At 45.2% G+C, this 26916-nt stretch carries 17 protein-coding genes and 1 pseudogene; 11 read left to right on the top strand and 7 right to left on the bottom strand.

The genetic code is table 11. From position 1 onward, the window contains the following. The first annotated feature begins 7 nt into the window (after nucleotides 1–7). Together pheT and RTP55_RS01635 are read left to right on the top strand one after the other, a co-directional pair. On the top strand, nucleotides 8–2422 hold the full coding sequence (pheT, locus tag RTP55_RS01630) for a phenylalanine--tRNA ligase subunit beta (protein ID WP_312383716.1): 2415 nt from the start codon (nucleotides 8–10) through the stop codon (nucleotides 2420–2422). Between the two features lie 123 nt (nucleotides 2423–2545). Continuing rightward, nucleotides 2546–2863, top strand: a complete 318-nt coding sequence (locus RTP55_RS01635) for an integration host factor subunit alpha (protein WP_007117206.1) — start codon at nucleotides 2546–2548, stop codon at nucleotides 2861–2863. Between the two features lie 147 nt (nucleotides 2864–3010). Here RTP55_RS01635 and RTP55_RS01640 read toward each other — a convergent pair whose 3' ends face one another. The 7 genes from RTP55_RS01640 to RTP55_RS01670 form a co-directional block, all read right to left on the bottom strand. Further along, on the bottom strand, nucleotides 3011–3988 hold the full coding sequence (locus RTP55_RS01640) for a MetQ/NlpA family ABC transporter substrate-binding protein (protein ID WP_065262707.1): 978 nt from the start codon (nucleotides 3986–3988) through the stop codon (nucleotides 3011–3013). Nucleotides 3989–4150: 162 nt separating this feature from the next. Continuing rightward, on the bottom strand, nucleotides 4151–4840 hold the full coding sequence (locus tag RTP55_RS01645; protein ID WP_007115396.1) for a methionine ABC transporter permease: 690 nt from the start codon (nucleotides 4838–4840) through the stop codon (nucleotides 4151–4153). A gap of 67 nt (nucleotides 4841–4907) precedes the next feature. Then, a complete protein-coding gene (locus tag RTP55_RS01650; protein ID WP_312383720.1) occupies nucleotides 4908–5645 on the bottom strand; it encodes a methionine ABC transporter ATP-binding protein in 738 nt (245 codons plus the stop codon). Between the two features lie 169 nt (nucleotides 5646–5814). Further along, nucleotides 5815–7449 (bottom strand): sensor histidine kinase, encoded by a 1635-nt coding sequence (locus RTP55_RS01655; RefSeq protein WP_312383722.1) that lies wholly within the window; start codon nucleotides 7447–7449, stop codon nucleotides 5815–5817. A 169-nt stretch (nucleotides 7450–7618) separates the two neighbouring features. Further along, a complete protein-coding gene (locus RTP55_RS01660; RefSeq protein ID WP_062332572.1) occupies nucleotides 7619–8356 on the bottom strand; it encodes a response regulator transcription factor in 738 nt (245 codons plus the stop codon). Nucleotides 8357–8629: 273 nt separating this feature from the next. After that, a complete protein-coding gene (locus RTP55_RS01665) occupies nucleotides 8630–11812 on the bottom strand; it encodes an efflux RND transporter permease subunit (RefSeq protein WP_312383724.1) in 3183 nt (1060 codons plus the stop codon). Between the two features lie 79 nt (nucleotides 11813–11891). Then, a complete protein-coding gene (locus tag RTP55_RS01670) occupies nucleotides 11892–13127 on the bottom strand; it encodes an efflux RND transporter periplasmic adaptor subunit (RefSeq protein ID WP_312383727.1) in 1236 nt (411 codons plus the stop codon). A 489-nt stretch (nucleotides 13128–13616) separates the two neighbouring features. Here RTP55_RS01670 and pilG point away from each other — a divergent pair, with 489 nt between their 5' ends. The 9 genes and pseudogenes from pilG (at nucleotide 13617) to RTP55_RS01715 (ending at nucleotide 26862) form a co-directional block, all read left to right on the top strand. Further along, nucleotides 13617–14003: a twitching motility response regulator PilG gene (gene pilG / locus RTP55_RS01675; protein ID WP_050324978.1), complete on the top strand. Its 387-nt coding sequence runs from the start codon at nucleotides 13617–13619 to the stop codon at nucleotides 14001–14003. Between the two features lie 246 nt (nucleotides 14004–14249). After that, nucleotides 14250–14612 carry a response regulator gene (locus tag RTP55_RS01680; RefSeq protein WP_312383730.1) on the top strand — a complete coding sequence of 121 codons (363 nt, stop codon included), beginning with the start codon at nucleotides 14250–14252 and terminating at the stop codon, nucleotides 14610–14612. 5 nt (nucleotides 14613–14617) lie between these two features. Further along, the gene (locus tag RTP55_RS01685) at nucleotides 14618–15154 is read left to right on the top strand and encodes a chemotaxis protein CheW (RefSeq protein WP_309592892.1); all 537 of its coding nucleotides are present in this window, start codon (nucleotides 14618–14620) and stop codon (nucleotides 15152–15154) included. A 419-nt stretch (nucleotides 15155–15573) separates the two neighbouring features. Beyond that, nucleotides 15574–16608, top strand: a pseudogene (locus RTP55_RS01690) (methyl-accepting chemotaxis protein); the annotation flags it as partial. A gap of 243 nt (nucleotides 16609–16851) precedes the next feature. Next, nucleotides 16852–17715 carry a CheR family methyltransferase gene (locus tag RTP55_RS01695; RefSeq protein WP_312383731.1) on the top strand — a complete coding sequence of 288 codons (864 nt, stop codon included), beginning with the start codon at nucleotides 16852–16854 and terminating at the stop codon, nucleotides 17713–17715. 171 nt (nucleotides 17716–17886) lie between these two features. After that, nucleotides 17887–24597, top strand: a complete 6711-nt coding sequence (locus RTP55_RS01700) for an Hpt domain-containing protein (protein WP_312383734.1) — start codon at nucleotides 17887–17889, stop codon at nucleotides 24595–24597. A 28-nt stretch (nucleotides 24598–24625) separates the two neighbouring features. After that, on the top strand, nucleotides 24626–25579 hold the full coding sequence (locus RTP55_RS01705) for a chemotaxis protein CheB (protein WP_312114615.1): 954 nt from the start codon (nucleotides 24626–24628) through the stop codon (nucleotides 25577–25579). Between the two features lie 57 nt (nucleotides 25580–25636). Continuing rightward, entirely contained in the window at nucleotides 25637–26200 is a 564-nt protein-coding gene (locus RTP55_RS01710) for a hypothetical protein (RefSeq protein WP_312383736.1), read from the top strand. Nucleotides 26201–26304: 104 nt separating this feature from the next. Further along, on the top strand, nucleotides 26305–26862 hold the full coding sequence (locus RTP55_RS01715; RefSeq protein WP_101964012.1) for a cytochrome b: 558 nt from the start codon (nucleotides 26305–26307) through the stop codon (nucleotides 26860–26862). Nucleotides 26863–26916: the final 54 nt, after the last annotated feature.

Raw genomic sequence — 26916 nt, forward strand, 5'->3', positions numbered from 1 at the left:
GAAAACAATGAAAATTAGCGAAAACTGGTTACGCCAATGGGCAAACCCAAACTTAAGCGCTGAGCAAATTGGCGAACAACTGACGATGGCAGGCTTAGAGCTTGATAGCTTGGATAAAGTTGCCAAAGACTTTAGTGGTGTGGTGGTCGGTGAAGTGATTGACGTCACCCAACACCCCGATGCTGATAAACTGCGCGTTGCCAAAGTGAATGTCGGTGAGCATAGCGAAGCACCCCTACAAATCGTTTGCGGTGCACCCAATGTCGCCGCTGGCGTGCGTGTACCTGTGGCACTGGTGGGCGCCAAACTGCCGCCCGCACAAGGGGATGAACCCTTTAACATTAAAAAAGGCAAACTGCGCGGCGTAGAATCGCACGGTATGCTGTGTGGTGGTAGTGAGATTGACTGTGATGATGGTGTTGATGGCTTGTTAATTTTGCCACAAGACGCCCCGATTGGCATGGATATCCGAGCGTATCTTGGCTTAGACAATCATGTGCTAGATATTTCAATTACCCCAAACCGGGGGGATTGTTTTAGTGTGCGCGGTATCGCGCGTGAGCTTGCCGTGCTCAATGATTTAACATTTCAGCTACCCTTTGACAATATCACCGCAGCTGTGACCGACAACGACAGCCAAGCGGTTAGGGTAGAGACCACCGACTGCCCACGTTATTACGCGCAACTGGTCAGTGGGCTGACAGGCACGACGCCATCACCTAATTGGATGAAACAAGCCCTGAATGCCTCAGGTGTTAAACCACGTAATTTACTGGTGGATGTTACTAATTATGTATTACTTGAGCTCGGTCAGCCGCTGCATGCGTTTGATGCCGATAAGTTGGTGGGCGCAATTACCGTGCGCCATGCCCAACAAGGCGAAACCCTTGAGCTTTTAAATGAGCAAACCATTACCTTACAAGGCGATGAACTGGTGATTGCCGATGAACAAGGTGTCATTGCGTTAGCGGGGATTATGGGTGGGCTTCGCACCGCAGTGACCGATAGCACGACCCGAGTGGTAATCGAGAGCGCATTTTTCAAACAGTTGGCGATTGCAGGTAAAGCACGCCGTTTTGGCTTGCATACCGATGCGTCACAGCGTTTTGAGCGGGGTGTTGATTTTGAATTGCCAAAATTGGCACTCGACCGCGCGGTCAATCTATTGGCGACATTTGGCAATAGCTCAAGTGAGGTTAGGGTCGGTCAAATCACGTTGGTTGAAAACACCGCTGAACTGCCAAAACGTACGCCAGTGACGCTGCCGATTGTCAGTATCAATAAATTGTTAGGCGCGGATATCGCCACCGACAAAGCCATTGAGATTTTAAATAGTCTACAAATCAGCACCGAGTTACAAGGCGAAAATCTGGTTGCCACGCCGCCGAGCCATCGTTTTGATATCAGCTTGCCCGAAGATTTGATTGAAGAAATCGCCCGTATTTATGGCTATAACAATATTGCCAACAAACTGCCGGCGTTTACCAGTAACTTGTTTGATAATAAACGCCAAAATGATCTGCATAACTTAAAAATGAGCTTGGTCAATCAAGGTTATTTTGAAGCGGTGAGTTTTAGTTTTAGTGATGCCAAAGTCGAAGCGTTGTTTGATGGGGCGCATTTTGCTGCACCACTCGCGCTTGCCAATCCAATCTCAAGTGACTTAGCGGTCATGCGTCGTACCCTGCTGTCTAGTTTATTGCCTTGTGTGCAATATAACTTAAACCGTCAACAAAACCGCGTGCGTCTGTTTGAGACGGGTCTGCGTTTTGATGGCAGTGATATCGCAAGCTTAAACCAAGTGGACACTTTGGCGATGGTGGCAGTGGGCAGCACTCATCCAGAACAGCATCATGACAGCCGTGTGATGGATTTTTACGACCTAAAAAATGACGTCGAATCGGTTTTCCCACGGTTTTCCCAGTCGGCTATCAGTTATCAACGTAGCCAGCAGCCGTTTTTACACCCCGGTCAAAGTGCCGATGTACACTATCAAGGTAAGGTGATTGGCTGGTTGGGTCAGTTGCACCCACAGATTGCCAAAGCCTTGGATTTGCCGACCAGTTGGGTGGCGCAGCTGAATTTACAGGCGGTGATTGACATGCACCAGCAGGCATTGACCATCATGACGCCAAGTAAATTCCCACAAGTACGCCGTGATATCGCCGTGGTGGTAGACAAGTCGATTGCTATGCAATCAATGAAGGATACTATCAAACAAGTCGGGGGCGAGCTATTAAAAGATGTGTGGTTGTTTGATGTTTATGCCGGTAGTAATGTGCCTGAAAGCCAACAATCGCTTGCTTTTGCACTGGTTTGGCAAGACATCGAAGCCACGCTTTCTGACGAGCGTATCAATGCGCAAATGGAAGCTGTCATCGCTGCGCTACATGAGCAGTATCACGCAACGCTACGTATGTAATCTTGGACTAGCAAATTATGCCAGTCGATACAATGTTTTTCTTTGATTTTAAAGTAAAAATAACTATCGACTGTATTTGCTAGAATCGCTAGAATAGGAACATTTAGTAGGGTGGGTATGATAATGAATATGCAAGTTGAAGGCAAAACCTTAACCAAATTAGAAATGATCAATCATTTGATGGAAAATTTGGGCATGACGCGTCAAGACAGCCGCGCATTTGTGGAGAATTTTTTTTCAGAGTTGTCGGAGACGTTGACCAAAGGTCACCAAGTCAAGCTATCGGGGTTTGGTAACTTTGAAATCAAGGATAAAAGCCAACGTCCAGGTCGCAACCCAAAGACTGGCGAGATGGTTCATGTCACAGCGCGCCGCGTTGTTACCTTTAAAGCGGGGCAAAAAATGCGTCGCAGTATTGAAGATAAACTATTCACAGAATAACGCGCTTTATTATTTTTTAGATTATTTCCAGTTAATTTAGGCGTTTTAAAATCAATTAACGCATTTTGACCATAAAACATTCTGTCTATAAATTTTAACCATAAAAAAAAGAAGCTTAATGCTTCTTTTTTTATGCCAATCATGCCACTATTTGGCAGCAGAGGCGGTTGCACTGGCAGCTGCTGGTGTCGCAGGGTTTTCACCCCAGATAGCTGGGTATTTGTAACCTGGGAAAGTTTTGTGGGCGTATTGTTTAAATTCTTCTGAATTATACGCATTGGTCACGTCTTTTACCCATTGTGTGTCTTTGTCTTTGGTGCGAATCGCTGACCAGTTGACATACGCATAGCTAGGTTCTTGGAACAGCGCTTCAGTCAATTTGATACCTGAGCTGGTCGCATAGTTACCGTTGATGACTGCAAAGTCAACGTCTGAGCGCGCACGTGGTAATTGTGCCGCTTCTAGCTCTACCAATTTGATATTTTTTGGGTTTTCTGCGATATCATTTTTTGATGCGGTCAGTGGGTTGATATTGGCTTTAAGTTTTACCCAGCCTAGTTCGTTGAGCATTACCAGCGCGCGTGCAAAGTTGCTTGGATCGTTCGGTGCAGCCACGGTGGTACCGTCTTTGACTTGTTTTAGGTCATTTAATTTACCTGGGTAGATGCCAAGCGGTGCGGTAGGCACTTGGAAGGCTTCAACGATATCTAAGTTGTTGTCTTTTTTGAAAGTATCAAGATAAGGTTTGTGTTGGAACACGTTGATATCAATATCGCCATCGGCTAAGGCTTTATTTGGGCGCACATAGTCAGAGAATTCAACCAATCTGACTTTATAGCCTTGTTTTTCTAACTGCGGTTTTACAGAGTTTTTGACCATGTCACCAAAGTCGCCCACAGTAGTACCAATCACAATTTCAGATTTATTCGGGTCGATACCTGTGCTTGCCGCTGCCGTGGTCGTGGTTGAGCTTGCGGTGGTCGTGGTTGTAGTTGTGGTGGTGCTGGCTTGTGCTGTGGTTTCGGTTTTGCTTTCTGGTTTGCTACAACCGACTAGGGCAATCCCTGCCACCCCTACAGTTGCTAATAGCTGCGCGATATGGCTTGATAAATGCGTTAATTTCATACATAACTCCAAAAAAGAAAAAATAAACGGATAAAATAATCAGCTTACCTTAACATACCTATAAAAAAAATGTTATTGAGAGTTAACCTATGGATATGAAATTTTTTCATAATTCCTAGAAAAACCATCAATAACAATTTTTTAAACAGCCATCAGCTAAAATTAACGTTTATCCAGACGGTGCGCCAAAATATTACCAACCGATTGGATAATAATCACCATCACCACCAATAGAATCACCATAAAAATCATTACATCATTTTGATAGCGGTTATAACCATAACGAATCGCCAAATCACCGAGTCCGCCACCCCCAATCATACCCGCTGCCGCACTGTAAGAGAGTAAACTAATCATCAAGGTAGTAATACTTAAAATCAAACTTGAGCGTGACTCGACCAATAGCACGTTACGAATAATTGTCCCTGTACTTGCACCCATCGATAACGCCGCTTCGATGATACCTTTTGGCACATCACGCAGATTTTGCTCAACGAGCCTAGCAAAGTAGAAGATACCGGCGACACTCAAAGCAAGCGATGCCGCGATTGGGCCAATGGTGGTACCGACAATGAGGCGAGTGACAGGAATAATCACAATCATCAAAATCACAAACGGAAAAGCACGCATAATGTTGGTAAAGTTGCCAAGTCCTGCATACAGCGATTTGTTGTCGGCGAGCTGATTTTTACTGGTCAAAAAGAGCGCAACGCCGAGCAATGTACCAAAGATGACTGACGCAACCGTTGAGATACCCACCATAATCAGCGTCTCCCAAAACGCTTGCCAAATTTCTGCCTTCATCCCCAAAAGATTATCAACCGCGCTTTGCCAAGTTAATGTGTTTGCCATGAAATTACCCAACGATTCAATTTAAAACTTAAAAAATTATCCAGCCATCGACGATGTTTGTGCGCCATTAATCATCACTAATCAGCAGCTGCCCAATCGGCGTGGTGGCATGAATTTGCCCCGAATGTACGTCAGCAACTTCCAACAATTTGCCTTTATCAAGCAGAGCGACGCGGTTACACAGCTTGCGAATCACAGACATTTCATGGGTCACAATCACGATAGTGACGTTAAACTTGTCATTAATATCCTTGAGACAGGCTAACACCGATTTTGTTGTCGCAGGGTCGAGCGCCGAGGTGGGCTCATCGGCGAGCATTACATGAGGCTTGGGTGCTAACGCCCGTGCGATACCTGCCCGCTGTTTTTGACCGCCAGAGAGCTGGGCGGGATAGTGGTTGGCGCGATTGACCAAATCGACAATTTCAAGGCATTCCATCACCCGCGGCATGATGGCTGCTTTTTCCCAACCGGCAATTTCTAGGGCAAAGGCAATATTTTGTGCCACCGTGCGATTTGCCATCAGATTAAACTGCTGAAAAATCATCCCGATGTTTTGACGGGCATGGCGCAAATCGTGGGTGGATAGCGAAGTCAGCTCCTTGCCATCGATGGTGACCGTGCCGCTATCTGGGCGTTCAAGTAAATTAATCAAGCGTAGCAAGGTGGATTTGCCCGCGCCCGAATAACCCATCAAGCCAAAAATCTCGCCTTGTTGGATTGTGAGCGATGTCGGCTCTACCGCGGTAAACCAGTTGCCATCTTGGGTTTGGAAGCGTTTGGTAACTTTATCAATGGTAATCATGATAATAAAAAATTTTGCAGTGGCTAAAAGAAGGTAATTTTAGCACAGCTCGTCGTCAGCGTTTAGTCGCTTTAACGAATAAATAAATGCCGAATGGTGGGTTTAATTAAATAATAAAGGAGAAAAGCAAAAAAAATTGTGACAAAACTATAGGCAGAGTTAAAAGCGGTTACGATTGGGTGATAGGTAATGTGACCAAAAAGCGGGTATGACCATGCACTGTGTCGGTGATGATACTACCGCCATGGGCTTTGACAATCTGCGCGACCAAAGATAGCCCGAGCCCTGAGCCTTTTTTCTCTTGTTGTAGCCGTACAAATGGACTGAAAATATCGGTGCGTTTGTCTTCAGGAATGCCTGTACCTTGGTCGATAACCGCAATACACACCTGATGAAATTCTGGCAGGTGCACAATGTCAGATTTTTTACGGGAAAAAATAGAGGATTTATTTTTTGGTTTGTTAGCCAGTTTGTTCGAAGTTGCTTCGCTATCTGCTGTGTCCGTTGCTGTGTTTGTTGCTAGAGGTATAGTGGTCGCGGATATCGTAGTATCAAAGGTGATGTCATTGCCGTTTTTAAGGGCACTGGTGGTATCTTTTATAGGGGCGGGCAACGCTATTTTATCTTTTTGAGCATCGATATGTTTTTGAGTATCGGTATCTTTGGTACTCTCTTGGATGGTAGGTAGAGCATCAATTGCCAGTTGATTACCCGCATCATCAATGGCGTACAGCTGTACGCTCACAGGTGGGACGCCATGGAGATGGGCATTGTCGAGCAAATTACGCACCAGGTGGGTGAGAAGTTTGGCTTGTCCTTGGATGATAATATGACCACCCGTAAAGCTAGCTTGGGGGTAGTGCTGAATCTCGTTTTTAATTAACTCATATAAATCGACGTCTTCTACTTTTTCTATCGCATGACCGGCATCCATACGACTGACGAGCAAAATACTTTCCACCAAATCATTAAGACCCGTTAAATCACGGTTGATGGCATCGGCACGTTTTTGTACTTTATCTTGTATTGTTTTGTCAAAATGACTTGCCAGCATGGTCATCATTTCAACTTGTAGACGAATACGGGTAATCGGTGTGCGAATCTCATGAGAAGCATGCGCTAACAGCAGTTTATTGGCATTCATCAAGGTTTCGATACGCTCGGCGGTTTGGTTAAAACCGCGTGCCAAAATGGTAATTTCATCGTTGCCCACGGGCGTGACACGGGCAGAGAAATCGCCATCACCCAGTTGGGTGATTTGCCGACTTAGCTGATTGATACGCCATGTCATGGTACGTGCAATCATCCATAACATGCCCGACATAATGAGCAGCAGTAGCAAGGTGCCTGTCAGTAAATTAATCGCGGGCGAAATCGCACGGCGGTTACTAAGTTTTGATTGGTATAACAGCACATAACCCGATTGGCTATTGACTTGAATTTCGGTCGGGTGTTTTGGATCATCTCTAGGAAACAAAGAGGAAAAAAATGGCGGGTTTGGGGGTAAAGTGGCAGGCAGCCCACGCATGATCATAATCGCTTCGCCACTTTTGCCATCGTATAGACCAAATTTGGCGTTGAGTGAATCGCTATAGATATTAAAACTACGACGTACGAGGGCAAGTAAATAACGGGTTTCGAGGTTTTTTTGTTGGTCTTGAGCGGTACGTAGCTCCACTAGTAGCGGGTCTAGCTGCTGGGTGACTTGGCTGGCAATGACTTGGTGGCGGGTGTTGGCCGAAGTATCGTGTACCAAATGGCTTAAAACTACCATTGCCCCAGCAAAAATGACCAATGCCAGCATAACGCTGGCAAATAACTTGCTAAATACACTGTTAAATTTTATGCCGCTTAATCGCACACAGAATCCAGAAATCGTGGGTCATCATTGGCTATTATAATAGCTTTGCTAGCATAAATAACCAAGGATGATGACCTTTTGCGTGTTAAATTTGTCAAGCTATCTTACACTCTTACACTTGGTCAGTGGCAAACTGATAGCCGACACCACGCACTGTGATAATGCGTTTTGGCTGGCGAGGATTGTCTTCAATCAGCGCGCGCAGACGTGAAATATGCACATCAATGGCACGGTCGATGTTATCACTGCTGTCATCGTTTGGCATCGCATGCCAGAGCTGTTCACGGCTCAGTACTTTACCTGAGTGGGTAGCAAAGTAATGCAATAACTGAAACTGGTGGGTGGTCAAACGCACCGGCTCATCATCAATCGTCACTTCATGGCTGTCCGGATAAACCTTTAAGCGACCAAATACTAAGTTATCTTCTTTTTGCTGATGAAGCGGCAGGTCATGACGGCGCATGACCGCACGGATACGCGCCAATAGTTCACGCGGTTCAAATGGTTTTGAGACATAATCATCCGCGCCCATTTCAAGACCCAACACACGGTCAGTGGTGTCACCTTTGGCGGTGAGCATGATAATCGCCGTTTGCGCCAGACGACTATCTTTGTGCTGACGAATACGTTGACACACTTGCATGCCATCCATATCCGGCAACATCAAATCTAAAATTACCAAGTCAATGGATTTGGCAGGGTTAAATAGCGTCTCTAGACCTTCTGTTGCGGTTGGGGCATGCTGAACCTCATAGTAGTTCATGCCCAAATATTCGCTAATCAACTCGGCTAAATCTGGATCATCCTCAATCAATAGTACGGTTTTAGTACCACTATTATTTTCTTCCATCACCAACTCCAAAAATTCTCTAAAATAAATCAGTTGTTATTATTGCTTTTGCTCATCAAAGCCAGGCTTCTATCATCAATCAAGAGCCTATTATCATATAGCAATAGACTGCCAATATGATAGTGTCTTACACAGATTTATAAAACTTCTTAGCTGCCAATCATACAGCTATCAATCACACAGCCCAATTAATGCATAGCCCAATTTAAAATTGTACTGGGCTACTCATTCTTAAGTTTCTTTACACTGTATAAAATTGTAATGAATTATTGCTTAAAGTGAGTCGTGGCGCTCTATTGCAAGGGTTTTTGCTTCCTTTTTAGCAAATAACCGAAAAAACCGCTGTTTGCCATCATCTAAATAGGTATAAATCACCGGCACCACAATCAAGGTCAATAAAGTTGAAGTAATCACCCCGCCAATAATAGCGTGTGCCATCGGTGCTTGCTGCTCCGACCCTTCACCGATGCCCAGTGCCAGCGGTATCATCCCCATCACCATGGCAGCGGTAGTCATCAAAATGGGGCGCAGGCGCGTTTGACCCGCGAGCATAATAGCTTCATTACGACTCAAACCGTTTGACAAAGATTCTTTAATAAAATCAATGAGCAAAATCGCATTCTTACACACCAATCCCATCAGCATGATAATGCCGATGATAGAAAACATATTAAGACTAGAGCCAAATAAAAATAACGCAAAGAACACCCCAATCAGCGATAACGGCAGCGATGCCATAATCGCCACAGGGTATAAAAAGCTATTAAACTGTGACCCTAACAACATATAGATAAATACAATTGCCAGTCCAAGCGCGGTTGTTGCGTAGCCGATGGATTCTGCCATGTCCTTGTTAGAGCCTTGTACCGCAAAGCTGTAACCGGGCGGCAGTTTCATCTCGTTTTGGATTTTTGTGATATCCGCGCCGATATCACCTGCCGGTCTGCCGTCCGTGTTGGCTTGGACTACCACCTCACGAAACAGCGAACGCCGGTTGATTTGCGGTGCACCTAAGGTTTCACTAAAATTCGCCACTTGCGATAGCGGCACTAGCACTGGTTGACCATTTTGATCCGTACGGCTTGATGACAAGTACATGGATTGTAGTTGCGAGATGGTCTGGCGGTTGTCGTCATTTAAGCGCACGTTGACATCGATATTGTTGCCGTTGTCATCTTTAAAGGTGCTCACATTGTCACCGGCCAGCAGCGGGCGTAATGCTTGTCCGATTTGCCCAATCGAAAGACCGGCGTCATTTGCTGCTTCTCGGTTAATGGTGACATTGACCATTGATTTGGGCTGTTTAAGCGTGCTTTCCAAATCTACCAAGCCATTGACGTTTGAGAGTTTTTGCATAAACTCATTGGATAAACGTTGCAGCTCATTTAAATCATTGCCTTTGATGGATATCATAATCGGCTTAAGACCACCGCTGACCGCCATGGCAGCGGCTGCCACAGAGGTGACTTTAATGCCGCCTACCTGCTGCAATTGCTCACGCATGGCACGGTTTAAGGCATCTAGTCCGCGCGTGCGCTCATCTTTGGGTACTAACGATACATTCACTTGTACCCGATTGTTACCGCTATAGGACATCGCATTAACCGTGGCATAAGTATTGGTAACCTCAGGAAAACTTTGTAATACCGCATTGACTTGTGCTGCTTTTTGCTGGGTGTAGTCAAGATTGGCATTAACAGGTGTTTCAAATTTGACTTTGATTTCATTCATATCCGCTTGCGGGACAAACTCTTTGCCCACCAACCCCACGGCAAAAAATGCGGCAACCAGTGAGCCAATTGCAATAAGCACCGTTATCAAACGATGGCGTAGACTCCACGCAAGAATATGGCTATATAGATTGGTCAACCGATCTAACAGGCGCTGAAAACCCGCTAATAGCCAAGCAATCGGTCGCTTGCGAAACGATACCCGCCCATTGAGTCGGTCATGTTGGTGCGCGGCATCTGGGTCTGGCCAAATCGAAGACAACATCGGGTCAAGTGTGAAACTAACAAATAACGACAGCAACACAGCGGTGGAAACGGTCACGCCAAACTGATAAAAAAAGCGTCCGATAATCCCGCCCATAAAAGCCACGGGTAAAAATACCGCCACAATCACCAGCGTCGTCGCTAGCACGGCAAGCCCGATTTCTTGGGTGCCATCAAGCGCCGCTTGGCGGTGATGTTTGCCCATACCCACATGGCGCACAATATTTTCCCGCACCACAATCGCATCATCAATCAGCAGTCCGATACATAATGCCAGCGCCAGTAGGGTCATCATGTTGATGGAAAAACCAAACGTCCAAATCGCCGCTAAAGTACCGAGCAGCGAAATGGGTAGCGTCAATCCTGTGATAATGGTCGAACGCCACGACCCTAAGAACAACCAAACAATAAACACCGCCAATATCGCCCCTTCAATCAAGGTGCGTACCACATTATTTAACGAGCCGCGAATACTTTTGGAGCTATCAGCCACCACCGTCATAGTGACACCTGAGGGTAGGGTCGCTTGGATTTCTGCCAGACGCTGCTGGGTTTTATCAACCACATCAATCACATTGGCATCCGACATTTTGATAATATCCATTGCCACCGCAGGTTGACCATTTTGTAGCGACGCTGACTCAGCCTCGGCTTGCCCATCAATGACTTCGGCAACTTGCGATAAGTACACAGGCACGATAGCACCCGTACTTGAGCGATTTTGGGCGACAATGATTTGGTTAAACTCATTGGGTGTTTTGACCAACCCGTTGACTTGAATCACCATTTCTTGGTTTTGATTGTTGATGGTACCGACAGGTAATTCGACGTTCTCTGAGCGTAGTGCATTGCTAATTTGATTGACTGAGACTTTATAGGCATTCATTTGGGTGGGATTGAGCAGCACACGGATTTGACGCTGCCGACCCCCCAATATATCAACACGACCCACACCTGTGACTGTTTGTAGCTGTTTTTTGACCGTGTTGTCTAAGTAAGTGGATAACTCCCGAAGCGACATTTTGTCAGAGCGAAACGTGACGGACACCACAGGCGCATCGGCAGGATTGTACTGCGCAACGATAGGCGTGGTGACTTCATCCCGAAAGGTGGGGGTCACCAGTGCCAATTTATCACGCACGTTTTGCGCGGCAACATCGGACGGGATATTTAAATCAAACTGCACGATGACTTGTGACAGGCCTTGTTGGGTGACGGAGGTCACTTCTTTGACACCGGCGATGGTATTGACTTGGTCTTCAATTTTTTTGGTAATGTCGGTTTCGATGACTTCAGGCGAAGCACCACTATAAACGGTATTGACCACCACAAAAGGGAATTCAATATTAGGAAATTCCTCAACTTTCATGCGAAATGTTGCCAGCAATCCAATGACCATCAGCGCGAGCATGATCATGGCAGCAAACACAGGATTGTTGATACTGACGCGGGTGAGCCACATAGCAAATTCCTAATACCAAAATTTTTAACAGTGAAATTTTTAACAATATTGAATGATTGAATGAAACACTATCAGTAGGTTATTTGAGCACGACTTTTTTACCCACATCATTGGCATTGAGATTTGCCACAATCACCGTGGTGTTAGCCTCGATGCCAGTAATTAAATACTGACTGGTATCGTCAAGGTGTTTGAGTACCTTGATAGGCTGTTTGGTAATCACATTGTCTTTACTGACTACCAAAATCGTGCCAGCTTCTAAGGTTGGATTTGTGGCGGATTGGTCGGTGGGTTTATTGGCTGCGCCTTTTGCTCCAGATTCGAGGGCTTTTGACTCAAGCACCACCGCTGACATAGGCACCAATACCCCAACTTGTGCAACCCCATAATTAAGCTTGCCTGTGGCATACATGCCCGGTCGAAGTCCACGATTACGCTGAGAAGGCTTAACCGCTATATAAATCGTCAGTTGGCGAGTGGCGGCATCGACTTGGGGAGAAATGCGGCTAATTTGTCCAATATACTGATTGGTTTGATTACTAATAGTAAAAGGCACTTGTTGACCAAGTTGTAGCTGTGTTTGTGCTTCGCTAGGCACATTGGCGGCAAACTCAAGTTTATTGGGGTCAATGATTTCCATCAAGGCTTGGTTTTGCGTGACTACCTGTCCGACATTGACGCTGCGGCTGCTGACAATCCCAGTGGTAGGGGCATAAATCGTGGTATCACCAAACATTTTTTGTGCACTACTTAATTGGGCTTGTTTGGCTTTGATGGATTCACGCTGCGCAATGCTGTCTGCCACACTACGCTCATACTCTATTTGTGAGACAAAGCCTTGCTCGAGCAAAATTTTGTTGCGCTCAGCAAGTTTATTGGCGACGATGGCCTGTGCTTGGGCGGCAGCAACATCGGCTTGCGCTTGAGCGAGTTGGTTTTTACTATCACTGATATCAAGTCGCACCAGTGGCTCACCTTTTGCCACGGTTTTACCCACATCAGCGAGCACTTGCTGCACTTGCGCATTCACGGTTGATTGCACCACTGTGTGGTCTGAAGGCTGCAGCGTCCCTGTCACGGTGACACTCGGTTCAAATCGGTCTGCTTTGGCGGTGATGACATCGGCCGCTAATAGCTGAATCTCGTTATTGGCGATTTGCGTGGTGGCTGACGCGGTGGTGATTTGGGTCTTTTGGGTTGACAACGGGCTTTTGCTATCGTTTTGCTGTTTTTGGCAACCGCTCAAACTAATAACAGCGCTAGCCACGGCTAGGCTTAATGGTAGAACTTTGGTGATAAACTTCGGTGTTATCATGAATGAGACGTCCTCAGCGCAAACAATCAACTTAAAAAAATATCAAACGATGTAGAAATAGCCAGTGCAATAAACTTTTCTAAGCTTATCTCAAGATGTGTCACTAGCATCATGGAATCCGTGCATATTAACATGGGTGTATGGGCAATCTACAAAGCAGTCAATAGATCAGACCTGAATCATCATAGGATGTTAAAAATGAACGGTAAGTGCATCGATTTAAGCATACTTTGCAGCAAAAAAGTATGGTAGTATTTTAAAAATATCACCATACAGTTGGTTTGTAACTATACTGTATGAAATATTTGTTATATCTTATAAAAATTATTTAGAATAGCTTTGTTTAATTGTCAAAAATTGTACCAGTTGCTTTTGAGGGTTGAGGCATCATTTGATAGTTGCCCCAACGCCTATAACTTAAAGTTTTGAGCAATCGCTATAGGACAATGGGTAGCAAAATCGTAGCGAAACAACCATTAGGAAAATATTATGGATGCAAATTTTGAAGGCCTAAAAGTCATGATTATTGACGATTCAAAAACCATTCGTCGTACCGCAGAGACGTTACTTGCCAAAGCAGGCTGTGAGGTGACTACTGCCGTTGATGGCTTTGATGCGTTGGCAAAAATTGCGGATACCAACCCAGATTTGATTTTTGTCGATATCATGATGCCACGCCTCGACGGTTATCAGACTTGTTCACTAATCAAAAACAACGCAGATTTTGCTGCCACGCCCGTGATTATGCTGTCATCAAAAGATGGCTTGTTTGATAAAGCGCGCGGTCGTATCGTCGGCTCAGATGAGTACTTGACCAAACCATTTAGTAAAGAAGAGCTATTTGATACCATTGAGCGTCATCGTCCTGCGTCTTAATGCGCTGTGCTTCTTCATGCGCTAGGTTGAAGCTAAACAGCATGCCATTGCTTGCAACTGTTGTTAACCCCTAAAGTCTGCAATCACTCGATATGACTGAAATATAAGCCCAGATTGCAACCTAGCTAGACGTAGATTTGGGATGCGTGTTTAGTTTAACCGTTGTGCTGTTGGGTTTTTATTCCCACCGACATACAAAACAGTAAAATATTAATGCAATCAATAATTAGGTAAAAGGGTAAGTGTATGGCCAAAATCTTAGTAGTTGATGATTCACCATCAGAAATGGCAAAATTTCGAGATATTTTGACTCGTCATCAGCACGAAGTCATTGAAGCGCATACAGGCGAGGATGGGATTCAAAAAGCCAATGAGTTTTTCCCAGATGTGATTTTGATGGATGTGGTCATGCCAGAGATGAACGGCTTTCAAGCGACCCGCAAACTTACCCGTGACCCAAAAACCAGTCATATCCCTGTTGTTATCATCAGTACTAAAAATCAAGAAACTGACCGTGTATGGGGCAAGCGCCAAGGTGCCCGGGATTATCTAAGTAAGCCGATTACAGAAGAAGCATTAATCACTGTAATCTGCGCCGTGATGGAGTAGGTTTCGTGTCCTCAAACGGCTTTATCGAGCTTTTAAGACTCGCTAACCGCGGTATCAAACGACAAAAAGGTACTCACTTTGACCAAAGAAATCAGTGGCTAGGGGTCGCGTTTTCGCTAGGTGGCCACCACTTGGTAGCCCCACTCGGTGATGTGGCTGAGGTACTATCTCTGCCTGCCTATACCTCGGTGCCTTTGTCAAAACCTTGGCTACTAGGGATTGCCAATGTTCGGGGACGGTTATTACCGATTACCAATTTGTCGAACTTCTTAGGTTTACATCCATCAGGCTTAAACTATCAATCAGGCAATCAAAAGATTTTGTTGATTGATCAACCAAAGCTCTTTAGTGGCTTACAAGTTGATGAGGTATTGGGTATCCAAACCTTTAGTCGTGGGCAATATCAGCCTATCGAGATGCCGAACGATTCGCCGCTCGCGCAGTATACGCATGGTCGTTTTAGACAAAACGAGCAGATTTGGTATGTGTTTATGCCAAGCTTATTGGCGCAAGACACGCGTTATTTAGAAGCAGCGTTATAACCTAATTTTCTAACTCATTAAAACAATTGAGGGTTTACCATATCATGGATACTAAAACTTCGACCCTAAGTACCAATACCAACTCCCCTGTCGCGGTCGGGCCTGGCAAGAGTAATTATCGTTTGAATAGAGGGGGCTCAACCAACTGGATTATTTGGGCAAGTATCTGTGGTGGTGTTGCTAGTTTGGCATTTATTTATCGACTCTACCAATTGCTGATTTTGGTACGTCAACAGAATAGTGTTGCCCATAATTTTTTGACGATTTGGTTGCCCTCTATTTTGATTGTATTAGGCGTCATTGGGGCGATTTACTTTTTGACCCGCCAGATTAGTGCCAAAACCCATCGCGAAATGGTAGAAGGTGAGCGTGAAACGCTGCGTCAGCGTCATGAGATGGAGGTTGAATCTGAACGTGCCCGCAGAATCCAAGAAGAAAACGAACGTAACCAAATGGCGATTTTGCGTTTGCTTGATGAGTTAGGTGACTTGGCGGAAGGTGACTTGACCGTGAACGCAACGGTATCAGAAGACTTTACAGGTGCGATTGCAGACTCGGTCAACTTTGCAATTGACCAATTGCGTCAACTGGTTTCTGCGATTAACGTCACCGCAGAGCGAGTCGCTCGCGCCTCTGACCAAACCCAGGCAACGGCAGTTGAACTAGCCCAAGCCTCTGAAAGCCAAGCGCAAGAGATTGCGGGAGCCTCTGCAGCGATTAATGAGATGGCGGTGTCTATTGACCAAGTATCTTCAAATGCCGCCGAATCTGCTGCGGTTGCGGACCGTTCGGTTGCGATTGCCTATAACGGGGCAGAAGTGGTACAACGTACCATCGATGGTATGAATACCATTCGTGACCAGATTCAAGAAACCTCAAAACGTATTAAGCGCCTCGGTGAATCATCGCAAGAGATTGGCGATATCGTTGGACTGATTAATGACATTGCTGACCAAACCAACATCCTGGCGTTGAATGCAGCAATTCAGGCATCGATGGCGGGTGAAGCAGGTCGTGGTTTTGCGGTTGTTGCTGACGAGGTACAGCGCCTAGCAGAACGTTCAGCCACAGCGACCAAACAGATTGAAACACTGGTTAAAACCATTCAGGCAGATACGAACGAAGCGGTGATGTCGATGGAATCAACCACCGCAGAAGTTGTACGCGGTGCAAAACTTGCAAAAGACGCGGGTGAGGCGCTTGAAGAAGTACAAACTGTATCTAACAACTTGGCATCATTGATTCAGAGTATCTCGAATGCTGCGCGTCAGCAGGCAGCCTCGGCGGGTCATATTTCAAATACGATGAACGTCATTCAAGATATTACCTCGCAAACCACCTCAGGTACCATGGCAGCCGCTCGTTCAATCGGTCAGCTTAATGAAATGGCGGCGGCGCTTCAAGAATCAGTATCGGGCTTTAAATTGCCAGATGATGCTTTAGCAAGCGCTTAATGGCTAATGCTTAATTAGGCTTAGTAATCAACAGTTAGCTAAAAGTAAAGGGTGGTTTTTACCACCTTTCTTTTTATGACTGTTAGATGAATTATAAGTAGTAAACAAGGGTATGGGTGTTAGATGAGGAGTTGGACGCGGTTGTTTTAATCACTAATTGAGATTTTTTAATGCCAAGTCACGTACCGATAATAAGTTATTCACCGATAACAACTAGGCTAGAGGTAAGACTAAATAACTTTTATGCAACAATACCATCTATCTGAGCAAGCATTGTCACTGTGGCTCAACTATGTTGAACACCAAGTGGGTTTTATCCTACCAAAGTCTCAGAACAACTGGGTAAAAGGTATCATTGAGCGGCATATGCGGCGCAATGCGCTTGACAGTACGGCGTTATTACAGACAATTGTGCAGAATACTACTATCTATCATCAGCTAATCGATGATATATTGATTCCTAGAACCCAGTTTTTTCGGCATTTACCTACTTTTGCATTTGCTGAAGCAGTTGCCAACGCATGGCATTTGCAGCCACAAAACCAACAACATAGTTTTACAGCGTGGAGTGTGGGGTGTTCGACAGGGCAGGAGGCAGTCACGATTACACTATGTCTAGAAAATGCCTTGGATGGGATGCAAGTTTATCAGGTGTTTGGCTCAGATTTTCACCAGCAATCATTGATTGATGCAACGCTTGGCAACTATGACAACGCGCAAAAACCGTTTATTCCTGCTCTGTATCATCACTATCTTAAAGACGTTGGTAGGGATAAATTTACGCTAATCCCTACAATAAAATCGCAATTGAAGTTTTTTAGCAAAAATTTAGTCGATGCTCAGCAATCGATTCCTCTAGAGGCAGGTCAATGCCAAATGATTGTCTGCAACAATGTGTTAATTTATTTTCGGCAATTTGAGCAGCGTGACATCGTGCGTTATTTAGCCCGTTATTTGGCGGATGATGGTGTTTTGTTATTAGGCGCAGGTGAAAGTCTGGTGTTTAGTGATCCAGATTTACAGCAAATTGCCGTACCGACAATCAATGGCTATTGCAAAACGGTTGCCCCAGATTGGCTCAAAGCAGTGGCAAATATTGAGCGCTAATCAGTGAAGTCAATATTGAAGGTTATAAAAGCTATCAACCTGAGTTGACGCCAGACAGCGGGTAAGTTATTTTAAGTGATATAAGAAATTAATAAACGACTGCGTTACAGCTAACTTAACATCGAGAAAAATCGTCATCGTTTTTGACAGTCGTTGTACTAGGAATATGGTATGAGTAAACAACGTAATTTGATCGCCTTAGACTGGTTGATGCCGGTTTTAAAAGACGTATTTGGTGAACTTAACCAGTTGCTACAACGACAGGACACGCAGCCAGCGTGGCAGTTAATCGGTCAACATTTGCACCAAATCACCGGTGCACTCGCGCTTGCCAACCAGCCAGCCTTATCAAAACTGGCAAAAACGCTTGATAAAACCACTATCGCCATTCAGCAAGAAACTTTATCCCCGCAGTATTTTAGTCAAATCAGCCATGCGGTGAGGTTGCTGCAATTTGATATTGAACAAGTACAAGCTAAACAGCAGATTCATACCGACTGGGTCAATGACCGAATCGCTTATTTTGAGCAATTGCTTGGCATAGCATCATCTTATGAGCCCATCCAAGCTGCCACAGACAATACTTTATTATTTTTAAGCCAATTACCCACGCCAGACATCAAACACCCATGGGATAGTGCCCAAGCCGATGAGTTACTCAAAGTCTGGCGTTATACCAGTTTGCAACTACTACAAAACGCGACCAACGACAGTAAACATTTAGATGCGCTGACCAAGGTTGCTGGCTATTTATCCCAGGCTTCTATCAATCCTGCTTGGCGTCAATTTTGGCAGTTGGTCGCAGTGTGGTGCAATAACCTAACCCTCAATGAGCAGCCTGCACCAACCGCTTATGCTTCGCTATTAAACAGTCTGTCATTGATGCTGACGCATGATTTGACTCTCACCCCTGATATTACCGTGTCTCGTCTGGCAGTTGATGTGTTATTAGCGCTCAATGCGTTAACCCATAAATCGCATGACGCTAAAGCCCTGCTATCAAGCTTAGATATCAATAGTAGTGACACGCTTGATAATCTATTTAGTCAAGTATTAGAAAAACTTGAAAAAATTATTTATCAAGTGCATGAACCGCTCACCATTTTGCCGATGCTTGAATCGGTCAAAAATAGTTTAGCAAATCGCGGTTGGGTGTTTTATGAAAACCAAGTGGCGCAAATTATCGACGACGTGCGCTTGATGACGCAAGATACCTTTATGGCGTCATCACTCAGTTGGCAGGTAGAACGCCAGCTGCAAGATTTTTATAGCCAGTTGTTGTCAACGGTTGAAACCCTTGATAGCCAAATTGGCTTACAGCATTTTGCCTATGCCAGCAATCCGCAAAATGAAGCGGTGCGGCAAACGCGCGTGCATGTTGAAAATATCAAGCGCTCGTTTAATCAATATATCCAAACCCGTGATTTAAATAAGTTAACAGTCAATGACGAATTGATTGACACCATTCAAGTTTTTGGGGCATTAGGCTTAACACGTCCCAAAGAATTGGTCGAACAGATTCGCTTATTATTTAGCCGTATCCATAAAAATTCGGTAGATGTATTAAGCTGGGAAGCGAGTGATGCCATCGCCGACATGATTGCCCGCTTTGAGCTATTTTTGGATTATTTATCCAATCAGTCTGTCAATGAAGAATTTTTGGATCAAACCCAAACACAGCTTAACCGCGCTAATTTATTGCTTAATCGTTTAATCGAAACGCCATTAACCGCCGCTGAAGTGGTAGCACCCACCAAGCACTTTGGCAGAGATACGGTGATTTACGATGATGAAGGCGAACGTATTGCCAGTGATATTAAATCACTATCACAAGGGGTAGCTACTGCTGGAGAAGCGTCTATCACGCAAATACCTGCCACGCAAACGGCTGCCACGCAAACGCCTATGATGCAAATGCCTGGCGTGCAAGAATCGCAAGCGCTGGCGGTTGCAAGGCAAGCCCTCAAAGATGATGACTATAGTATGGATGAAGATATCCGAGACATTTTCATTGAAGAGGCGCAAGAAGTCCTCGCTGAGTTGGGTGAGCAAATTCCCGTATGGGAAGTGGATACCCGTGAATTAGTCGCGCTCAAAGATATCCGCCGAGGTTTTCATACCTTAAAAGGCTCAGGTCGTATGGTCGGCGCTCATCAAATTGGTGAGATGTGTTGGGCGGTAGAAAACATGCTCAACCGTGTGCTAGATGGCACTTTAGCGGTTAGTGATGCGTTAGTGGGCTTTATCAAAGATACCCATCGCAAACTGCCGACACTGGTTGAAGATTTTCAGCAGCAGCGGGCGCCAAGTATTGACCCTGCGGTTACGGTATTGCAAGCGACTAATCTATTACAGCAGCAGCCGATTAATACAGGTCTGTCAGAAACCAATGGCTTAAATAGCCTTGTACCAGTCAGTGCTAGTGTGGCTAAAGACAGTGATAATGTGGCTCAAGGCAATGAAGCTGCGAGCGACACTGCGCCATCAACCACAGGGGATATTTATGCCTTACCTGAAGTGGTGGCTCGCGAATATGAGCAGCTAACGACGATTACAGATGCAGTCAGCGATCCCGATATTCAAGAAATCTACATCGAAGAAGCCAATGAAGTGATTGAGACAATTGCACCGCTTAACCAAGCTTGGCAAGCTAAGCCCAATGATTTTGATACCTTAAAAGAAATCCGCCGAGGTTTTCATACCTTAAAAGGCTCAGGTCGCATGGTTGGCGCCAATCAGCTAGGCGAGCTTGCCTGGTCGATTGAGAACATGCTCAATCGCGTGCTTGACCATACCATAACAGTAGACGAGGGGGTTTTACGTCTAGTTGGTGATGTCATTGAGGCATTTGGCGGGCTCATCACGATTTTTGCCCAAAATCGTACAGATTATCCCGCAGTGATTCAATTATGGCAAGCCGTCGCTAATAGCTATGCCAAAAAACATGGCGACAGCTTTAGCTATCATCAAGCCTTATCCGCTTTCGCGGGACAGGCAGCAGCTTCGCCAAGTGCGTCACACTCAAGTGCGCCACACACTGATGCGGCGCTTTCGTCTACTAACGCCACCGCCCAAACTCAAGCGCCACAGAATGTCAGTGGCATTAGTGACATCAGTAGTGAAATGGATGTCGCTGATGACGTATTTATTGAAGAAGCAGACGAGTTATTGGTCGATATTGATAACTTTATCACCCACCATTTGGGTGAACCTGCAACGCATGTGCCTGATGCCATATTACGTGCATTCCATACCTTGCGTGGTGGCGCAGCGCTGATTGAACTCAACAATGTTTATCGCTTAAGCGCGGCGGTAGAAGAAGCACTGGGCGACTTATTACATAATGAAATGCCGCTTACTGCTAGCCAGTTATTGACCTTGCAAGAGGCCAAAGATCTACTGCAAACCTACATTGATGAGCATAAAATCCATCATGATGTGACGGTGGTGGAAGATAACACTGACATTGTTGCCGACTTGATTGAACGGCTAACAGATGCCAATACTGAATCTTATGAAAGCACAAAACTGACGGTCAAAGACTTGATGGCGCTTGGGATTGATGACTTACTAGATGCCGATCAGCAAGCACAGGCTAAGTTTGCTGGTGAGAGTGAACAAGTTATTGCTTATGCCGAGCAGCTTGAACAACAAGCCTCAAGGCTTGCGCAAGCGACTGAAGGTTTGAGTTATTTTATCATTCCAAGCACCTTACAGTTTGCCTATAAAAAACTCGCTGATTATCCGCAATTTGCCAAAAATGAAGACATTTATGATGCCTTAGTGGGCGTACACAATCAGCTCATCAATATGTTTGACGCCATTGCAGCAGGACTGCGCGTCAATATCAATGAAGAGGCGATTGAAAGCTTAAGAAAATTATTGGCAAAAAGTCAGTACCAAGCTGAGATGGATGCTATCGAGTACCAGACAATCGCTACCGACGATGAACTGTTGCAGATTTTCTTGGATGAAGTGCAAACCATTCAGCCCGATATGCAAAATTACTACAACCAATGGCTCAATAACCTTAGCAATTTAGCGGTGGTCAAAGAACTAGCTAATTATATGCACATTTTAAAAGGGGGTGCAGAGCTAATCGGGGTATCGAGTATTGTCGAGATGGCGCTACGTGGTGAGCAAGTGTATGACGCCATTGACAAAGGTATTTTACCTAGTGATACCGATACCGCTTCATTGCTACAAAAACTGCATGAAACCATTGCCTCACAGCTCAAGCAAGTTCGACAATTTAGTCGCTCTTTTGAAGCCACAGATTTTGCCCGCCAAATCGATGAGGTCATCGCCGGCACAGTACAAAGTCGGGACTTGGTATTTGCGGTGCCACTGATTGTTGAAGCCAATCCTGAAGAGTCGATAGAGCAAAAACAACCTGCCAAAGAGGGTGATAGCGCACTTGCGAAAAATGATCCACTCTACATCGAAGAAATTATTAACAACTTTGAAGAGCGTCGTTTAGAGACTTGGAAAGGTCAAGAGCCTGACGAAGATATCTTAAAAGTGTATCTTGAAGAAGCCAAAGAGCTGATTGATAGCAGCAGCCTGCATTTACAAGAGTTCCGTAGTAATAACAGTGATCTTGCAGCATTACAAGCCTTGCAACGTGAATTGCACACCATCAAAGGTGGCGCAAGAATGGTCGGTGCAGAAGGGATTGCTACATTAGCGCACGAAATGGAAACCATCTACGAAGAGCTAGGCAGCCGCCGCAAACCTGCCACTCGGATGATTGGTAACCTATTGGCGGTGTGTCATGACTGGTTAGCAAGTGCGATTTATGTATTAGAAAATAAATTTAACCCACAAACGCCGGTGGCGTTGGTTGCAGCGCTGCAACAATTCTCGCGAAAGCCTGATAGCTTAAAAGAAATCCCCAATGTTAACCTCACCAGCCAAATTGAACAAATTGATATCTATCGCAGTAGTCTCGGGCAAGACACGTTAGAAGTCAAACAGCGCGACCTAAGCGTCATGCCGCTGATGACGGGTAACTTTGAATCTGAGCAAGATCAATCGAGCCTTAATGCTGAGACGCTTAGGATTTCTGCAAGTACCATGGAGCGTATGATTAACCTATCAGGTGAGTCCGCGATCAACCGCTCACGAATTGAGATGGGTATATCGAGTCTATCAAACAATATCGAAGAGATGGGCGCAACCGTACAGCGTCTAGCAGATCAGCTACGCCGTATGGAAACTGAGCTTGAGATTCAAATTTTGTCACAAATTGGTGATGAACATGCGTTAGAAAATGACTTTGACCCGTTAGAGATGGACCAATATTCAGCGCTCAACCAACTGTCAAAATCGCTCTCGGAATCGGCATCGGACTTGTTAGACATCAAAACGACCATGCTCGATAAAACCCGTGAAACCGAAAACTTGCTACTGCAATTATCACGCACCCAGTCCGATTTGCAAGAAGGGTTGATGGATTCACGTACTGTGCCATTCTCGCGTATCACGCCACGTCTGCAACGGGTCGTCCGTCAAACAGCCACCGAGCTTGGCAAGTCTGTTGAACTACGAATCCTAAACGATGAAGGTGAAATTGACCGTAATATCCTTGAGCGTATTACCTCACCGCTTGAGCATATGCTACGTAACGCCGTTGACCATGGTATCGAAAAATCGCAAGAACGTATTGAGAGTGGTAAATCAAGAACAGGCTTAATCACGCTTGAAGTGCTGCGTGAAGGTGGTGAAATTGTTATTAACTTAATCGATGATGGGCGCGGTATTAATGTGAATGCGGTACGCGAAAAAGCGATTGAGCAAGGCTTGATTTCTGCCAAAGATAGCAGTCTAAAAACACTTGATATCATGCAATATATCTTTAACGCAGGTCTGTCCACCGCCAAATCTGTATCACAAATCTCAGGCCGTGGTGTGGGTATGGATGTGGTACAAAGTGAGGTCAAACAGCTGGGTGGTGTAGTCACCGTCGATTCTGAAAGTGGTAGAGGCTCACGCTTTACCATGCGTTTACCATTGACAGTTGCGGTGTCTGATGCCTTGATGGTTAGGGCAGGGGATAAATACTTTGCTGTACCATTGGTGCAAATTGAACGTGTGATGCGGGTCAATATCGATGCGATTGCTAATTTTTATACCACCAATGCCGATAGTATCAATATCGATGAACAAGCCTATCGTCTGCGCTATCTCAATCAGATTTTATACGGTAGCGACCCGGTGGATGCACTAGCGCACCAGTCAAGCAGCGTACCCGTGATTATTATTCGTACTGACTTAGGTCAGCGCATGGCGCTGCAAGTGGATATGATTGCAGGCTCTCGTATTGAAGTGGTCGTCAAACCACTCGGTCGTCAGCTCTCACATATCGATGGAATTTCGGCTGCTACCATCATGGGGGATGGTTCGGTCATGCTCATTCTTGACTTGGTGGCATTGATGCGTAATGTCAGCAATATCGCCAAAGTCGAGCAGCAAAAAGCCAATAAGTCGGTCAAACAAGCGCACAAACCCGTGGTACTAATTGTGGATGACTCAGTAACCGTACGTAAAGTCACCTCGCGCCTACTGGAGCGTAACGGCTATGATGCCCAAGTGGCAACGGATGGTATTGATGCGCTAGAAAAACTGCAAGAAATGCTACCGGAAGTCATTGTATTGGATATTGAGATGCCACGTATGGACGGCTTTGAAGTCGCCAACCATATTCGCCATAACCCACGACTCCAGCATATCCCTATCGTCATGATTACATCGCGTACCGGTGAAAAACACCGTGAACGGGCGTTTGGTATCGGGGTAAATGAATACATGGGTAAACCATTCCAAGAACAAATGCTGTTAGACACGTTAGCGCGCTTTACCCAACAAGCAAAAACTGACTAAGCCGACCATGTAAAGGATACAATCATTCATGCTGTCAAAGCACTCACCGCCGCTGCGATTTTTTATCGTTGCTGAGGAAAATCAGCAACGGCTTGCCTTTAGCGATACTATTCGTTCATGGGGATTTGAAATCGTGGAATGCTTGGTAGCGTCACAGCTGACCGAAAAACATTTTCAGCAAAAAGTGGATGTATGGCTAGTCGATACCCAAGATGATTACGCAGTCATTCAAAATGTTGAAAAACAGCTGAATGTCAATTTGACTAAGATTGTATTACTGGGCTTTGTCACGGCACCTTATATCAATGAAAGTCTGTTATATGCCAAATGGCAACGCCAACTCAAGCGAAAAATCGCTATAATGCTAGAACGTAGCGATTTGCTAGCGCACTATGAGGCTGCCAAGCGTGAAATCAAACCGTGGAAATATGTGGTATTGCTCGCAGCATCAATGGGCGGACCGCTCGCCATTAAGGAATTTTTAGATAATTTGCCCGAAGATTTGCCAGTATCCCTGTTACTAGCGCAGCACTTCAACCAAAATATGCTCAACACCTTGCCAAGAATTTTAAATCGTCACAACGAGTGGCGCTGTGACATAGTGACCAATACCCAAAAATTATTGTCAGGGCGTTGTTTGATTTTACCGATTGACCACAGCGTGGTGTGTGATTCCAATGGACGGGTAATTTTGCAGCGCAAACCTTGGCAAGGCAGTTACAAACCCCCAATCAGTGAGGTCATGCGTAATTGCAGCGAAGCGTTTGGCAACAACTTAATCACTATCGTGTTCTCCGGTATGGGCAATGATGGTAGTGATGCGGCAGCGACGGTCAAAAAAAATGGCAGTATTATTTGGGCACAAACCCCTGATAGCAGCACCTGCGCCAGTCAGCCACAAAGCATGATTGAAAGCAATCAAGTTACTTTTGTTGGCACCCCTAAGCAGTTAGCTGAGCAGCTAATCGCCTTGTGTGGCTAATGCTATAGGCTGGTAGCGACCGCTAAATTTCTTATTAATCACTAAAATGAGCAAGCCATGGCAAACGAGTTAAACCGTTACTTTAAGCAAGATGAAGATGTAGGCGTCCTAAGTATCACCACAGGTCAATTAACCATTGCTCGAATTCCTTCTAGCAGTTCGCCTGACTGGATTGTGCCGCAAGCCTTGATTTTGAGCATTGATAACTATGATGAGCGCATTTGGAATTATATTTGGCGCGGTCAAGAAGTGTCAGTGTATCACTTGTTGCCAAAAGATGAGCAGCCCACCCACTTAGTGGTGTTAGAAAGCGTCACCGATATTCATCGTCTTGCCTTGCAAATTCACGGCGAAGTGACTTTCCATTCTGTGCGTATTGCTGATCTCAAAGACGCTGATGACGCCACTTACCAAGCTGAATTAGCGACTAACTATCCTGACTTATTAACCGCCTTAAACGCGCCAGATGATGAGGTCGTTGAGAGTTCACGTGCACCGAATTTGGCAGACTACAGCCTACAGCACGCCTATATTTTTCAGCCAGTCATGTTGGCAGGTGAGCTATGTGTAGTGCCAGATTTGGACAAGCTCTCGCATTTCTTGGTGGATTTAGATAGTTAGACCCAGTCCGCTTTTGTGCTATTTTGCCAACAGTCTGTTACTTTTATTTTGCCCAAACATTGCTAGAATAACCCAAAACAAATCATGATAAGGTAAAATTCATTATGGCATTATTTCCTGCAAATGAAGCGCCACAGCCGATTGCCCCACACGGTATCAACAAATGGTCGCTATCGTCACGTATTTTCCATTGGATTAGCGTGGTATTGTTGATTGCAACTTGGGCAATGATTGAGCTGAATGAAGATGCAACTGACTTTACCTATTTTGATTTGCATAAAGCGTTTGGACTCAGTGTGTTATTTTGGACAGTAGGGCGTATTATCAACCGTTTTGTTACCAAAGCACCTGCCGATGTGCCGATGCCAAAATGGCAAAATAAACTATCGCATTTAACCCATTTAGCACTGTACTTGATTTTACTTGCCATGCCTTTAGCGGGCTGGTTGTCTGTCATGTTTGATGGGGAAGGGGTGAGTATGTTTGGGCTATTTGATATCCCAGCCTTTGTCAGTGAAAACAGTGATTTGTCAGGCACGTTGGAAAAAATTCATAAAAATCTGTTGTGGACGTTGCTGCTGGTGTTCACGGCTTTGCATATCATCGGCGCGCTGTATCACCAATTTATCCAAAAAGACCATTTGATTCGCCGTATGCGCTAAGTTAGCTGATAGTATAAAAAAGCCCATGTATGATGGGCTTTTTAGTAACAATTT

Origin of the sequence: Moraxella sp. CTOTU47579, from assembly GCF_032004885.1 — a bacterium.
Classification (GTDB): domain Bacteria; phylum Pseudomonadota; class Gammaproteobacteria; order Pseudomonadales; family Moraxellaceae; genus Faucicola; species Faucicola tetraodonis.

What these genes read in the sequence shown, in the direction of transcription:
- pheT (WP_312383716.1), top strand. Translation starts at nt 8, where the DNA reads ATGAAAATTAGCGAAAACTGGTTACGCCAATGGGCAAACCCAAACTTA.
- RTP55_RS01635 (WP_007117206.1), top strand. Translation starts at nt 2,546, where the DNA reads ATGAATATGCAAGTTGAAGGCAAAACCTTAACCAAATTAGAAATGATC.
- RTP55_RS01640 (WP_065262707.1), bottom strand. Translation starts at nt 3,988, where the DNA reads ATGAAATTAACGCATTTATCAAGCCATATCGCGCAGCTATTAGCAACT.
- RTP55_RS01645 (WP_007115396.1), bottom strand. Translation starts at nt 4,840, where the DNA reads ATGGCAAACACATTAACTTGGCAAAGCGCGGTTGATAATCTTTTGGGG.
- RTP55_RS01650 (WP_312383720.1), bottom strand. Translation starts at nt 5,645, where the DNA reads ATGATTACCATTGATAAAGTTACCAAACGCTTCCAAACCCAAGATGGC.
- RTP55_RS01655 (WP_312383722.1), bottom strand. Translation starts at nt 7,449, where the DNA reads ATGCTGGCATTGGTCATTTTTGCTGGGGCAATGGTAGTTTTAAGCCAT.
- RTP55_RS01660 (WP_062332572.1), bottom strand. Translation starts at nt 8,356, where the DNA reads ATGGAAGAAAATAATAGTGGTACTAAAACCGTACTATTGATTGAGGAT.
- RTP55_RS01665 (WP_312383724.1), bottom strand. Translation starts at nt 11,812, where the DNA reads ATGTGGCTCACCCGCGTCAGTATCAACAATCCTGTGTTTGCTGCCATG.
- RTP55_RS01670 (WP_312383727.1), bottom strand. Translation starts at nt 13,127, where the DNA reads ATGATAACACCGAAGTTTATCACCAAAGTTCTACCATTAAGCCTAGCC.
- pilG (WP_050324978.1), top strand. Translation starts at nt 13,617, where the DNA reads ATGGATGCAAATTTTGAAGGCCTAAAAGTCATGATTATTGACGATTCA.
- RTP55_RS01680 (WP_312383730.1), top strand. Translation starts at nt 14,250, where the DNA reads ATGGCCAAAATCTTAGTAGTTGATGATTCACCATCAGAAATGGCAAAA.
- RTP55_RS01695 (WP_312383731.1), top strand. Translation starts at nt 16,852, where the DNA reads ATGCAACAATACCATCTATCTGAGCAAGCATTGTCACTGTGGCTCAAC.
- RTP55_RS01700 (WP_312383734.1), top strand. Translation starts at nt 17,887, where the DNA reads ATGAGTAAACAACGTAATTTGATCGCCTTAGACTGGTTGATGCCGGTT.
- RTP55_RS01705 (WP_312114615.1), top strand. Translation starts at nt 24,626, where the DNA reads ATGCTGTCAAAGCACTCACCGCCGCTGCGATTTTTTATCGTTGCTGAG.
- RTP55_RS01710 (WP_312383736.1), top strand. Translation starts at nt 25,637, where the DNA reads ATGGCAAACGAGTTAAACCGTTACTTTAAGCAAGATGAAGATGTAGGC.
- RTP55_RS01715 (WP_101964012.1), top strand. Translation starts at nt 26,305, where the DNA reads ATGGCATTATTTCCTGCAAATGAAGCGCCACAGCCGATTGCCCCACAC.